At 70.9% G+C, this 13,732-nt stretch carries 12 protein-coding genes; 10 read left to right on the forward strand and 2 right to left on the reverse strand.

Annotated elements, in window-relative coordinates; translation table 11 throughout:
• Positions 1-29: 29 nt before the first annotated feature.
• Complete coding sequence (locus tag ACFU5K_RS17095) at positions 30-557, reverse strand: hypothetical protein (protein WP_384061961.1); 528 nt, start codon at positions 555-557, stop codon at positions 30-32.
• A gap of 227 nt (positions 558-784) precedes the next feature.
• Between ACFU5K_RS17095 and fmt the strand changes: the two genes are divergently transcribed.
• From fmt to ACFU5K_RS17115, 4 genes are all read left to right on the forward strand, one after another.
• Positions 785-1,717 carry a methionyl-tRNA formyltransferase gene (gene fmt, locus ACFU5K_RS17100; RefSeq protein ID WP_384061964.1) on the forward strand — a complete coding sequence of 311 codons (933 nt, stop codon included), beginning with the start codon at positions 785-787 and terminating at the stop codon, positions 1,715-1,717.
• Positions 1,718-1,825: 108 nt separating this feature from the next.
• On the forward strand, positions 1,826-3,259 hold the full coding sequence (locus ACFU5K_RS17105) for an RsmB/NOP family class I SAM-dependent RNA methyltransferase (protein WP_384061967.1): 1,434 nt from the start codon (positions 1,826-1,828) through the stop codon (positions 3,257-3,259).
• A gap of 138 nt (positions 3,260-3,397) precedes the next feature.
• A complete protein-coding gene (gene rpe, locus ACFU5K_RS17110) occupies positions 3,398-4,081 on the forward strand; it encodes a ribulose-phosphate 3-epimerase (RefSeq protein WP_384061969.1) in 684 nt (227 codons plus the stop codon).
• A 78-nt stretch (positions 4,082-4,159) separates the two neighbouring features.
• Complete coding sequence (locus ACFU5K_RS17115; protein ID WP_384061971.1) at positions 4,160-5,206, forward strand: sugar-binding transcriptional regulator; 1,047 nt, start codon at positions 4,160-4,162, stop codon at positions 5,204-5,206.
• Positions 5,207-5,309: 103 nt separating this feature from the next.
• Here the strand turns inward: ACFU5K_RS17115 and ACFU5K_RS17120 are convergent, their stop codons facing one another.
• Positions 5,310-6,371, reverse strand: coding sequence for a terpene cyclase (locus ACFU5K_RS17120; protein ID WP_384061974.1), 1,062 nt, complete (start codon positions 6,369-6,371; stop codon positions 5,310-5,312).
• A gap of 314 nt (positions 6,372-6,685) precedes the next feature.
• Here ACFU5K_RS17120 and ACFU5K_RS17125 point away from each other — a divergent pair, with 314 nt between their 5' ends.
• From ACFU5K_RS17125 to ACFU5K_RS17150, 6 genes are all read left to right on the forward strand, one after another.
• Complete coding sequence (locus tag ACFU5K_RS17125) at positions 6,686-8,152, forward strand: GuaB1 family IMP dehydrogenase-related protein (RefSeq protein WP_384061976.1); 1,467 nt, start codon at positions 6,686-6,688, stop codon at positions 8,150-8,152.
• A 205-nt stretch (positions 8,153-8,357) separates the two neighbouring features.
• Positions 8,358-9,818 carry an aldehyde dehydrogenase family protein gene (locus ACFU5K_RS17130; RefSeq protein WP_384061979.1) on the forward strand — a complete coding sequence of 487 codons (1,461 nt, stop codon included), beginning with the start codon at positions 8,358-8,360 and terminating at the stop codon, positions 9,816-9,818.
• 111 nt (positions 9,819-9,929) lie between these two features.
• On the forward strand, positions 9,930-10,385 hold the full coding sequence (locus ACFU5K_RS17135) for an Lrp/AsnC family transcriptional regulator (protein ID WP_384061982.1): 456 nt from the start codon (positions 9,930-9,932) through the stop codon (positions 10,383-10,385).
• 253 nt (positions 10,386-10,638) lie between these two features.
• A complete protein-coding gene (locus ACFU5K_RS17140) occupies positions 10,639-11,436 on the forward strand; it encodes a carbon-nitrogen hydrolase family protein (protein WP_384061985.1) in 798 nt (265 codons plus the stop codon).
• Between the two features lie 57 nt (positions 11,437-11,493).
• Positions 11,494-13,200: a flavin monoamine oxidase family protein gene (locus ACFU5K_RS17145; RefSeq protein WP_384061987.1), complete on the forward strand. Its 1,707-nt coding sequence runs from the start codon at positions 11,494-11,496 to the stop codon at positions 13,198-13,200.
• Between the two features lie 53 nt (positions 13,201-13,253).
• Entirely contained in the window at positions 13,254-13,481 is a 228-nt protein-coding gene (locus ACFU5K_RS17150; protein WP_384061990.1) for a hypothetical protein, read from the forward strand.
• Positions 13,482-13,732: the final 251 nt, after the last annotated feature.

Genomic DNA, 13,732 nt, shown 5'->3' on the forward strand with positions numbered 1-13,732 from the left:
CCGGCCGCCGTCCGTCCGGGACGGACCGGTCAGCCGTTGCGCGGGCCGGGGAAGGCACCCGGGCGGAGTTCCTCGCGCGGTGCGGCACGGTGCTCCGACGGCTGGGGCGGCATGGAACGGGCGGCGGGCACGGCCGGGAGGTCGGAGCCCGGGGACGGCACCGTGCGGGCCACGGTCTCCGGAGCATCGGCGGAAGCCTGCTGCGGGGTGTTCCTGCGCGCACCGTAACGCCGGTGCACCGCCTGCTTGGTGACACCGAGCGCGGAGCCCACCGCGTCCCACGAGAAGCCCAGCGAGCGGTCGAAGTCCACCGCGGCGGTGACCAGCGTCTCGACGCTGTCCCGCAGTTCCTGGGCCAGCCGGACCGTGGGTGCCGGGGCCCTGCCGTAGACGACGAAGCCCGCGGAGGGGCCTGAGCGGCGCGGACGGTAGACGTTGCCCAGCTGCGCAGTGAGGGTACGCAGGGCGTCCACCTGCCGCCTGACCCGCTCGATGTCCCGCACCAACAGGTGCAGACTGGCACGCGCTTGGGCGTCGTGGGTTGCGTGGTCGGCCATGAAGAAGCCTCTCGAACCGGCGTTGAAAGGGATCGGACCGCGCGGTGGCGGCCCACTTCGGTCAATCTCACTTGACCAACGCGTCACCCGGCCATGTGGTCACGCAACAGGGGCGTATGTGCGTATGCGCGGGGCGCACGGGCGTGCGTACGCCCCCCGGCCCCTGGCTCTAGACTGGTGTGCTGCTCGCCACGTCACGTTCCGGCCCGAGAGGCAGTGCGCCACCCATGAAGCTCGTCTTCGCAGGCACCCCCGAGGTCGCCGTTCCCGCCCTGGACGCCCTGATCGCCTCCGACCGCCATGAGGTGGCCGCGGTGATCACCCGCCCGGACGCGCCGGCCGGCCGGGGCCGCAGGCTGGTCGCCAGCCCGGTGGCCGAGCGGGCGGAGGAGGCGGGGATCGAGGTGCTGAAGCCCGTCAAGCCGCGCGACGAGGACTTCCTGGCCCGGCTGCGGGAGATCGCACCGGACTGCTGCCCCGTCGTCGCGTACGGCGCGCTGCTGCCGAAGACCGCGCTGGACGTACCGGCCCGCGGCTGGGTCAACCTGCACTTCTCGCTGCTGCCCGCCTGGCGCGGAGCGGCACCCGTGCAGCACGCGGTCATGGCCGGGGACGAGGTCACCGGCGCCTCGACCTTCCTGATCGAGGAAGGTCTGGACTCGGGACCGGTGTACGGCGTGCTGACCGAGGAGGTCCGGCCCACCGACACCAGCGGTGATCTGCTCACCCGGCTCGCCTTCGCGGGGGCCGGCCTGCTCGCGGCGACCATGGACGGCATCGAGGACGGCACCCTGCACGCCGTTCCCCAGCCCGGCGAGGGCGTGACGCTCGCCCCCAAGATCACGGTGGAGGACGCCCAGGTGCAGTGGTCCGCGCCCGCGCTTCGCGTCGACCGGGTGGTGCGCGGCTGCACCCCCGCGCCGGGAGCGTGGACCCTGTTCCGCGGGGAACGCCTCAAGCTGGTCCAGGCCGTCCCGGTGTTCGACCGCACCGACCTTGCCCCCGGTGAGCTGTCCGTGGGCAAGAACAACGTCTACGCGGGCACCGGCTCGCACGCGGTCGAGCTCCTCTGGGTCCAGCCGCAGGGCAAGAAGCCGATGAAGGCCGCCGACTGGGCGCGCGGTGTGCGCATCGCCCCCGGGGAACTGCTGGGCCTCTGAGACGGGGGGAGGGGCGGCCGGTACCGGGGACCTCCGGAACGGGAGGTCCGGCCGGGCGACGTACGCTGGACGGGTTCGCCCCCTCACCATCAGCGGAGCACCTTTCACGTGAACGACCAGCAGAGCCGCCGTCCCGCCAAGCCGCACCGCCGTCCCAAGAAGGACCCGGTGCGCTTCCTCGCCTTCGAGGCGCTCAGGGCCGTCGACGAACGGGACGCGTACGCCAACCTCGTCCTCCCGCCGCTGCTGAAGAAGGCACGTGCCAAGGGGGACTTCGAGGGCCGTGACGCCGCGCTGGCCACCGAGCTGGTCTACGGCACCCTGCGCCGCCAGGGCACGTACGACGCGATCGTCGCCGCCTGCATCGACCGGCCCCTGCGGGAGGTCGACCCGCCGGTGCTGGACGTGCTCAACATGGGTGTCCACCAGCTGCTGGGCACCCGCATCCCCACCCATGCGGCGGTCTCCGCGAGTGTGGAGCTGGCCCGGGTGGTCCTCGGTGAGGGGCGCGCCAAGTTCGTCAACGCCGTGCTGCGCAAGGTCTCGGCCCACGACCTCGACGGCTGGGTGGAGCGTGTCGCCCCCGCGTACGACGAGGACGCCGAGGAGAACCTCTCGATCGTCCACTCGCACCCCCGCTGGATCGTCTCGGCGCTGTGGGACGCCCTGGGTGGCGGGCGCGCCGGGATCGAGGACCTGCTGGAGGCGGACAACGAACGCCCCGAGGTGACGCTGGTGGCCCGTCCCGGCCGCTCGACCACCGACGACCTGCTGTCCGCCCTGGGCGACGAGAACGGTCTCCCGGGCCGCTGGTCCCCGTACGCCGTGCGGATGGCCGAGGGCGGCGAGCCGGGCGCCCTGGCCGCCGTGCGGGACGGCAGCGCGGGCGTGCAGGACGAGGGCAGCCAGCTCGTCGCCGCGGCTCTGGCGGCCGCGCCGGTCGAGGGCGGCGACACCCGGTGGCTCGACGGCTGCGCCGGGCCGGGCGGCAAGGCCGCCCTGCTGGCCGCGCTCGCCGCCGGACGCGGCGCGACGCTGCTCGCCGCGGAGAAGCAGCCGCACCGGGCGCGGCTCGTCGAGCGCACGCTGGCCGGCAACCCGGGTCCGTACCAGGTGATCACCGCCGACGGCACCAGGCCGCCCTGGCGGCCCGGCTCCTTCGACCGGGTCCTGATGGACGTACCGTGCTCCGGGCTCGGCGCGCTGCGCCGGCGCCCCGAGTCCCGCTGGCGCCGCCGCCCGGAGGATCTCGAGAGCTTCGCCCCGCTGCAACGCGGCCTGCTGCGCGAGGCGTTGAACGCGGTACGGGTCGGAGGGGTGGTCGGATACGCGACCTGCTCGCCGCACCTCGCGGAGACCAGGGTCGTCGTCGAGGACGTACTGAAGGGCCGCGGCGGGCAGGCCGTCGAGGCCGAGTGGATCGACGCCCGCCCGCTGATGCCCGGCGTGCCCGCACTGGGTGACGGGCCCGACGTCCAGTTGTGGCCGCACCTGCACGGCACGGACGCGATGTACCTCGCACTGCTGCGCAGGACGGGCTGACCGGCGGGCAGGCGATCGGGCCCTGAGACGGCCGTCGGACGCGTGGATACGCCGGGAATGCGCGAACCGTGATGATCCCGTGAGCCTTTGCGCCGCACCGGGGCGGGGAAGTGGCGCGGAGCATGGCAGGCTTGGGGCATGGCCCAGATCAACCCCAGCATTCTGTCCGCCGATTTCGCACGCCTCGCCGAGGAGGCGAAGGCGGTCGAAGGCGCGGACTGGCTCCATGTCGATGTCATGGACAACCACTTCGTGCCCAACCTCACGCTCGGCGTGCCCGTCGTGGAGGCGCTGAGCAAGGCGACGGACACCCCGCTGGACTGCCACCTCATGATCGAGGACGCCGATCGCTGGGCGCCCCTGTACGTCGAGGCGGGTGCGGGCTCCGTCACCTTCCACGCGGAGGCCGCGGCCGCGCCCGTGCGCCTCGCCCGCGAGATCCGGGCCAAGGGGGCCCGCGCCTCCATGGCGCTGAAGCCGGCGACGCCCATCGAGCCCTACGAGGACCTGCTCCCCGAGCTTGACATGCTGCTGATCATGACGGTCGAGCCGGGCTTCGGCGGCCAGTCGTTCCTGGACATCATGCTGCCGAAGATCCGCCGCACCCGTGACCTGATCTCGAAGCACGGCCTGGAGCTGTGGCTGCAGGTCGACGGCGGTGTCTCGGCCACCACCATCGAGCGGTGCGCCGAGGCCGGCGCGGACGTGTTCGTCGCGGGATCGGCCGTGTACGGCGCCGAGGACCCGGCCGAGGCCGTGCGGGCGCTGCGCGCGCAGGCGCAGACGGCGACGGCTTCCGCCCCCTGGGCGTGCGGCCACTGAACCAACCGCGGATGAACGCGGCCCGACGGGCCGGATCAAGGATCGCCGGATCTGACAGGATGAAGGCGTATCGAGCGTGTGAACAGCAGTGAGGAGATCGCGGTGTCTGGCATCTCGGCGGGTCGGTCAGCCATGCGGATGGGACCCGCGGAGCTGGTGCAGGCGGCGGCCATGGCGCGTCGCTTCTACCTCGAGGGAAAATCGAAGATCCAGATCGCCGAGGAGTTCGGCGTCAGCCGCTTCAAGGTGGCACGGGTCCTCGAGACGGCCCTCGAGCGTGATCTCGTGCGGATCGAGATCCGGGTACCGGCGGAGCTGGACGCGGAGCGTTCCGACGCGCTCAGGGCACGCTACGGCCTGCGGCACGCCGTCGTGGTCGAGTCCCCGGCGGAGGAGCAGGACGACGCGGCCGACCCGGAGAACCTGGGCGAGGTCGCGGCCGAGCTGCTCGGCGAGCTCGTCAACGAGGGCGATGTGCTGGGGCTGGCCTGGGGCCGCTCCACCATCCACATGGCGGCGGCGCTCGACCGGCTGCCACCGTGCACGGTCGTGCAGCTGACGGGGGTCTACGACGCCGGGACGGCCGAGCGCGGCTCGGTCGAGGCCGTCCGCCGCGCCGCGCAGGTGTCCGGAGGCGAGGCGCACCCGATCTACGCCCCGATGCTGCTGCCCGACCCGGCGACGGCGGCCGCCCTGCGACACCAGACGGGCATCGCCCGGGCCTTCGAGTACTTCGACAAGGTGACGGTCGCCGCGGTCTCCATCGGATCCTGGGAGCCCGGCATCTCCACCGTCCACGACATGCTCTCGGACGACGAGCGGGCCCATTACGCCTCGCTCGGCGTGGCCGCGGAGATGTCCGCGCACCTCTTCGACTCGGACGGCCGCCGGGTCGGCCGTGACCTCGGTGAGCGGTGCATCACGGTGGAGGCCGACAGGCTGCGCCGGATCCCCGAGGTCGTGGCCATCGCCGGCGGCCAGCGCAAGGCCGCGGCGATCGGCGCCGTGCTGCGCTCGGGCCTCGTCACCAGCCTCGTGACGGACACCGCAGCCGCCGACTTCCTCCTCACCGAGTCCGCCGCGGGGCAGCGACCCGCGCTGGAGCGCGCCGACCCCGACGACTGAGCCCGCGATCCACGGCGGCGGGGCCCGGGGACCAGGGCCGGCCGCGTCGAGGAACGAAGAAGAGGCCGGGCCCCGCACGGGGCCCGGCCTCTTCTTCGTGTGCTCAGTTCAGGACGCTGTCGGTGTCCGCGACCTTCCCGGCGCGGTCCGCGCTGACACCGAAGACGGTCTCCTCGAGATACGCCCCGGGTTCCGCGTACTGGCTGACGTCCGCCGGGTTGTAGCGCGGTGTCTGCCGGGACCAGTCGAGGTTGCCGCGCATCCAGCTCCGCATCCCGTCGAGGTAGGGCACGAGGACGGCCGAAAGCCTCGGGTACATGTCGATCAGCTCCTCCTCGGCGGTGAGGAACCGCTCGGTCTCGGTCGCTATCTCGGCGCACACGTGCTCGAGCGCCTCCCGCTCCCCGTGGCCCCGGTGGTGCCGGACCAGGTGGACGAGGTTGTGGATCTCACCGAGTACCTGCTCCTTCTCGTAGGAGTAGACGTCGTTCGCCCAGCACACCACGTTGCAGGAGGCCTCCAGCGCCGTGATGAACCGGGGATCGTTGTGGACCCACTCCGGCGCCTCAACGCCGGCCACGATCTCGATCAGGTCCATGCACACGTGGATCGCCCCGGTGTGCCGTCGCCGGGCGATGTACGTCGCCTCGGACGGCACGATGCCGTTGGCGCGGTTGCCCGCCTCCCAGGTCGTCGTGGTCGTCAGATACATCATGAGGTGCCAGGCGAAGCGGGTGCGCCAGTGCGGGGCGGCCCGCGGCACCGTGCGATCCCACAGGTCGGCCAGGGCGACAAGGGCGGCCGGCGCCTCCTCGTCCGGCCCCGGGTGCGGCGCCGTCCCCTCGACCACGGCACGCATCTGCTCCACCACGTCGCGTACGCGCTCGGGGCTGCGGCCGAGATGTCCGTCGTCCAGCTGGTCGTCGACGAGGAACAGCCAGACGAACCAGTCGGCGACCAGATCGAGGTGTTCGCTGTTCGCCGTCGGATAGACCATGCCCACGAATGCACCGAAGTCGGCCTGCTCGAAGCGCAGTCTCGCGGACTCCCGGTGCACCAGGCCGGTACGCCGGATCCAGGTGCCGAGGTGCTCGCGGGTGTGTCCCACATACGGATTGCTCCGCTGGGGGAACGGGCAGAAGATGTCGGGTAGTTCGTTCTCCACAGGCGGATCCCATCGTCTCCGGTCAAACACGTGTCAGGTGTTCCGGGCCCATCGGTGGCGGTGTCGCTACCGTAGAGACCTGCGGATTTCAAGCTACCTGACACTCTGTCACCCGGTCTAGCGATAGTGATCACTCGGAAGCGAAACGTGATCGCTCGGCGGTGATACCTGTTCGGGTAGGGTCCGTGGGTAAGGCAGGTTTCCACTTGCCCCGCCCCCGGGCGGTTTCCTTGGAGGAACCGACGAACGCGGGGGTCTGTTGCTGTGTCTTCGTGGAAACGACCTGCACCGTTTCATATGAAAAAATGGGTGTTATGCGTTTTCTTGAGCCCGGCACCGGCCGTTACACGGCCGCCCCCTCGGCCCCCCACGACCTCACGTACGACGACGTCTTCATGGTCCCCGGCCGCTCCGCGGTCGGCTCCCGGCAGGCGGTCGACCTCTCCTCGCCGGACGGCAGCGGCACCACCATCCCCCTCGTCGTGGCCAACATGACCGCGATCGCGGGCCGCCGGATGGCCGAGACGATCGCCCGCCGCGGCGGACTGGTCGTGATCCCCCAGGACATCCCGATCGAGGTCGTCACCGAGGTCATCGGCTGGGTCAAGAAGCGACACCTCGTGCTCGACACCCCGATCGTGCTCGCACCCGGCCAGACGGTCGCCGACGCGCTGTCCCTGCTGCACAAGCGGGCGCACGGCGCGGGCGTCGTCGTCGACGCCGAGAACCGGCCCGTCGGCGTCGTCACCGAGCACGATCTGACCGGCGTGGACCGCTTCACCCAGCTCTCCGAGGTCATGTCCAAGGACCTGGTCCTCCTCGATGCGGACATCGACCCGCGCGATGCCTTCAACAAGCTCGACGGAGCCAACCGCAAGCTGGCTCCCGCCGTCGACGCGGACGGCCGGCTCGTCGGCATCCTCACCCGGAAGGCCGCGCTGCGGGCCACGCTCTACACCCCGGCCACCGACGCGGACGGCAGGCTGCGGATCGCGGCGGCCGTCGGGATCAACGGCGACGTGGCGGGCAAGGCCAAGCAGCTTCTCGACGCGGGCGCCGACACGCTGGTCGTGGACACCGCGCACGGACACCAGGAATCCATGATCAGCGCGGTCGCCGCCGTGCGGGCGCTCGACCCGGCCGTCCCGATCGTCGCGGGCAACGTCGTGGCCGCCGAGGGCGTGCGCGACCTGATCGAGGCTGGCGCCGACATCATCAAGGTCGGTGTGGGCCCCGGCGCCATGTGCACCACGCGCATGATGACCGGTGTCGGCAGGCCGCAGTTCTCCGCCGTGCTGGAGTGCGCCGCCGAGGCGAGGAAGCACGGCAAGCACGTCTGGGCAGACGGAGGCGTCCGGCACCCGCGCGACGTTGCCATGGCGCTCGCGGCCGGTGCTTCCAACGTCATGATCGGGTCCTGGTTCGCCGGCACGTACGAGTCACCCGGCGACCTTCAGCAGGCCGCCGACGGGCGGTTCTACAAGGAGTCGTTCGGGATGGCCTCGGCCCGCGCGGTCAAGAACCGGACCTCGGACGAGTCCGCCTACGACCGCGCCCGCAAGGCGCTCTTCGAGGAGGGCATCTCCACCTCGCGGATGTTCCTCGACCCGAGCCGTCCCGGCGTCGAGGACCTGATCGACTCGATCGTCGCCGGTGTCCGCTCGTCCTGCACGTACGCGGGCGCCGCCTCGCTCGAGGAGTTCGCGGAGAAGGCCGTCGTGGGTGTGCAGAGCGCCGCCGGTTACGCGGAGGGCAAGCCGCTGCACGCCAGCTGGAACTGACCCGGGCGGGCCCTGGCGGTCGTCGCGACGCAGGTGCCCCTCCCGGGCGATCGATCCGGGCGGGGCACCTGTGCGTTGGGGCGTCCGCATGCTGTCAGTGACCGGTGTTTTTCGTGTCCGAGCGTTCTTGTCCACCTTCAACTCGCTTGCAGCATAAGTAATATGAGCCCAATCGACTGCCTGCCTCTCTGCGGTAAGGGATCTCATGTCCTCCTTCTTCACCGACCTGGCCCAGCAGTACATCGATGGGAAGTGGAGGCCGGGGAAGGGGTCCTGGGACATCATCGACTTCAACCCGTACAGCGGGGAGAAGCTCGCGTCGATCACCGTCGCCACGTCGGGTGAGGTCGACCAGGCTTACCGTGCCGCCGAGCGTGCCCAGCAGGAATGGGCCGAGACCAACCCGTACGCCCGCCGGGCCGTGCTGGAGAGGGCGCTGCGGATCGTCGAGGAGCGCGAGGCCGAGATCGGCGAGGCCATCGTCGCGGAACTCGGCGGCACCCTGCTGAAGGCCGGCTTCGAACTGCACCTGGCCAAGGAGTTCCTGCGCGAGGCCGTACACCTCGCCCTGCGGCCGGCCGGCCAGATCCTGCCCTCGCCCACCGAGGGCAAGGAGAACCGCGTCTACCGGGTGCCGGTCGGCGTCGTGGGTGTCATCAGCCCCTTCAACTTCCCCTTCCTGCTGTCCCTCAAGTCGGTCGCACCCGCGCTGGCCCTCGGCAACGCCGTGGTCCTCAAGCCGCACCAGAACACCCCGGTGTGCGGCGGCACGCTGATCGCGAAGGTCTTCGAGGACGCCGGGCTGCCCGCCGGGCTGCTGAACGTCGTGGTCACCGACATCGCCGAGATCGGCGACACCCTGCTGGAGCACCCCGTCCCGCAGGTCATCTCCTTCACCGGTTCGGACAGGATCGGCCGCCACGTCGCGACGGTCTGCGCCGCCAACCTCAAGCGCGCGGTGCTCGAACTCGGCGGCAACAGCGCGCTGATCGTCCTGGACGACGCCGACGTGGACTACGCCGTCGACGCCGCCGTCTTCAGTCGTTACGTCCACCAGGGCCAGGTCTGCATGGCGGCCAACCGGATCCTGGTCGACCGCGCGGTCGAGCAGGAGTTCACCGAGAAGTTCGTGGCCAAGGTCGCCTCCCTGCGCGTCGGTGACCCGGCCGACCCCGCCACCCACATCGGCCCGCTGATCAACTCCTCGCAGGCCGACGCGGTGTCCAGACTCGTCGACGAGACGGTTGAAGCGGGCGCCACGGCACTGCTGCACGGCCGCGCCGACGGCAACGTCGTCAGCCCCTCGGTGCTGACCGGCCTCGCCCCCGGCTCGCCCGTCCTGCACCAGGAGATATTCGGCCCCGTCGCCCTGCTCGTCCCGTTCGACGGCGAGGACGAGGCCGTGCGCATCGCCAACGACACCCCGTACGGGCTGAGCGGCGCGGTCCACACCGGCAACATCGAGCGCGGCGTACGGGTGGGGCAGCGCATCCACACCGGCATGATCCACATCAACGACGGCACGGTGCACGACGAGCCCATCGTCCCCTTCGGCGGGGAGAAGAACTCCGGCCTCGGGCGGCTGAACGGCGAGTCGATGATCGAGGCGTTCACCACCCAGAAGTGGATCTCGGTCCAGCACGGACGCTCGCAGTTCCCCTTCTGACCGGCCGCGCCCCGTGGTGGGCGCGTCCCGTCCGGGTGTGCGCGTGATCTACTTCGGGGGCGGCACGCGCCGCCCCCGAACCGTCCGCCGCAGAGAAGTGATCCGCCCGACGTGCGCCTGAACGACCTCGACGAACGCATCGTCCACGCCCTCGCCGAAGACGCCCGCCGCTCCTACGCCGACATCGGCGCGCTCATCGGCCTGTCCGCGCCCGCGGTGAAACGTCGCGTGGACCGGCTGCGGGCCGAAGGTGCCATCACCGGCTTCACCGTCCGGGTCGACCCGGCGGCCCTCGGCTGGCAGACGGAGGGCTTCATCGAGATCTACTGCAGCCGCAACACCGCCCCCGAGGCGATCAAGCAGGGCCTCGCCGCCTATCCGGAGGTCGCGTCCGCCTCCACCGTGACGGGTGAAGCCGACGCGATCGTGCAGGTCTTCGCCGCGGACATGCGCCACTTCGAGCAGGTGCTGGAGCGCATCGCGGGGGAGCCGTACGTCGAGCGGACGAAGTCCGTGCTCGTCCTGTCCCCGCTGCTGCGGCGGTACTCCTCGGTCCCGCCGGCCTGAGAGCCGTCCTCACCGGTCCCGCCGTCCGGTCCGCGCACGTAGTCCCTCCTCTGCCGTGCTCCCCAGACTTCCGCGGAGACGGAAATCACTCGCCTGACCTGCGAGGACGTGGCACGCAACGAATCGCCGTCCCAGGGTCATCAGGCGCAACGGATCGACGGTGGACGCGCAACATTCGCGCCTTGTCCGGTGTGTCCCCCGCGCCGTACCTTCAATACGTCTCCCCGCCCCGCCCGCCCCGCCGAGGTCAGCCATGCCGCCGTTGCGTACCGCCCTGCTCCAGAGTTCCGGACGGCCCGGTGCCGTCGCGGAGAACCTGAAGGTGCTGGACGAGGCCGCCGCGCGGGCTGCCGGAGCGGGCGCCCGGCTGCTGGTCTCGCCCGAACTGTTCCTGACCGGGTACGCCATCGGCGACGCCGTCCCCGAACTGGCGGAGCCCGCGGACGGGCCCGGCGCGCGAGCGGTCGCCGAGATCGCCGTACGCCACGGTCTCGCCGTCCTGTACGGCTACCCCGAGCGCGACGGCGAGCGGATCCACAACACCGCCCAGCTCATCGGCCCCGACGGCACCTCGCTGGCGAACTACCGCAAGACCCACCTCTTCGGCCCCTTCGAGCGGAAGTGGTTCACCCCCGGTGAGCTGCCCGTCGTCCAGGCCGAGCTGGACGGCGTCCGGATCGGGCTGCTGATCTGCTACGACGTCGAGTTCCCGGAGAACGTGCGCGCCCACGCACTGGCCGGCACGGAGCTGCTGCTCGTGCCGACCGCGCTGATGCACCCCTTCCCTTTCGTCGCCGAGTCCGTCGTGCCGGTCCGCGCGTTCGAGAGCCAGATGTACATCGCGTACGTCAACAGGACCGGAACGGAAGGCGAGTTCGAGTTCACCGGGCTCAGCTGCCTGGCCGGCCCCGACGGCACGGCCCGCGCCCGTGCGGGCCGTGGCGAGGAGCTGGTCGTCGGCGACGTCGACCCCGGGTCCCTGGCCGCCTCGCGCGCCGCCAACCCCTATCTGCACGACCGTCGTCCCGGCCTGTACGGCTCCCTCGCCTGAGCCGCAGTTCCCTTCCCGAGCCCCAGCCGCGCTCACCCAGCAAGGAGTCCGTACCCCATGACGTCCACGGTGCCCACCGCCGTCCAGCACACCGACGCGCAGCCGCCGATCACCATGTTCGGGCCGGACTTCCCCTACGCCTATGACGACTTCCTCGCGCACCCCGCCGGCATCGGGCAGATACCGGCCACCGAGCACGGATCCGAGGTCGCCGTCATCGGCGGCGGGCTCTCCGGCATCATCGCGGCGTACGAGCTGATGAAGATGGGGATGAAGCCCGTCGTCTACGAGGCGGACCGGATCGGCGGGCGGCTGCGCACTGTCGGCTTCGAGGGCTGCGACCCCTCGCTCACCGCCGAGATGGGTGCCATGCGCTTCCCGCCCTCGTCCACGGCGCTCCAGCACTACATCGATCTGGTGGGCCTGGAGACCAAGCCCTTCCCCAACCCCCTCTCACCGGCCACCCCCTCGACCGTCGTCGACCTCAAGGGCGAGTCCCACTACGCGCGGACCATCGACGACCTGCCGCCGGTGTACCGCGAGGTGATGGACGCCTGGAACTCCTGCCTGGAGGAGGGCGCCGACTTCTCCGACATGAACCGCGCCATGCGCGAGCGCGACGTGCCGCGCATCCGCGAGATCTGGGCGAAGCTCGTCGAGAAGCTCGACGACCAGACCTTCTACGGCTTCCTCTGCGGTTCGGACTCCTTCTCCTCCTTCCGGCACCGCGAGATCTTCGGCCAGGTGGGCTTCGGTACCGGAGGCTGGGACACCGACTTCCCCAACTCGATCCTCGAGATCCTGCGCGTCGTCTACACCGAGGCCGACGACCACCACCGGGGGATCGTCGGCGGCAGCCAGCAACTGCCGCTGCGCCTGTGGGAGCGCGAGCCGCAGAAGCTCGTGCACTGGCCGTCGGGGACGTCGCTGTCCTCCCTGCACGGGGGAGAGCCGCGCACGGCGGTCACCCGGCTCGACCGGACGGCCGGGAACCGGATCACCGTCACCGATTCCTCGGGCGACATCCGCACCTACCGGGCCGCGGTCTTCACAGGTCAGTCGTGGCTCCTGCTCTCCAAGATCGCCTGCGACGACGCGCTCTTCCCGATCGACCACTGGACGGCGATGGAGCGCACCCACTACATGGAGTCCTCCAAGCTGTTCGTGCCCGTCGACCGGCCGTTCTGGCTGGACAAGGCCGTCGACGGTCAGGGCCGGGCCACCGGCCGGGACACGATGTCCATGACGCTGACCGACCGGATGACCCGCGGTACGTACCTCCTCGACGACGGTCCGGACAAGCCGGCCGTCATCTGCCTCTCCTACACCTGGTGCGACGACAGCCTGAAGTGGCTCCCGCTGTCTCCCAAGGAGCGCATGGACGTCATGCTCAAGTCGCTCGGCGAGATCTATCCGGGCGTCGACATCCGCAAGCACGTCATCGGCAACCCGGTCACCGTCTCCTGGGAGAACGAGCCCTGGTTCATGGGCGCGTTCAAGGCCAACCTGCCCGGTCACTACCGCTACCAGCGCCGGCTGTTCACCCACTTCATGCAGGACCGGCTGCCCCCGGACAAGCGCGGACTGTTCCTCGCCGGCGACGACATCTCCTGGACCGCCGGATGGGCCGAGGGCGCCGTGCAGACGGCGCTGAACGCCGTGTGGGGAGTGATGGCCCAGTTCGGCGGTGCCACCGACCCGGCGAACCCCGGGCCGGGCGACGTGTTCGACGAGATCGCACCCGTCGAACTCCCGGAGGGCTGAGGCGGGGCCCGCGAGGAGGGCGGGAGCCGGACCTGGACGCGTACGACGCATGGATGGAGGACTTCGCGGCGGGAGTCGGCGGCGGACCGGTGATCGTCATCCTGGAACCCGACGCCCGAGGCGTAGACATCACCGGCCCGGCGGGACAGCAGGACATCTGCGCCCGCCTCTGTGTCGCGACGCAGGAGCAGGTGGACGTCGATCGGCTCTTGGTGACGCTGCTGCCGGTGCAGCTGGTCGTCGCCCGCTGGGCGCCGTCGGCTTCTATCTGCAGGCGGTAGGTATGCGGGGAGCCGGCCGCACGCCATCGGCCGGCGACGTCGTGGATCTCCGCCCAGATGTCGCGCGGCCCGTCGACGGTGACCTCCCAGCTGCTTTGCCCGACCGGGCGTGCCCGCATCCAGGACCCGCATTCCGGTGCGCCGATCGCCAGGTCCTTGGGTCTTGTCCCCGAACGGTGGACACCTTTGTGTTGTTATGCGGCAAGTGTGATGTTAGCTGATTGTTGTTCGTAGGCGATGGGGGCCTGCTG

It is taken from the genome of Streptomyces sp. NPDC057428 (assembly GCF_042803195.1).
Classification (GTDB): Bacteria; Actinomycetota; Actinomycetes; order Streptomycetales; family Streptomycetaceae; genus Streptomyces.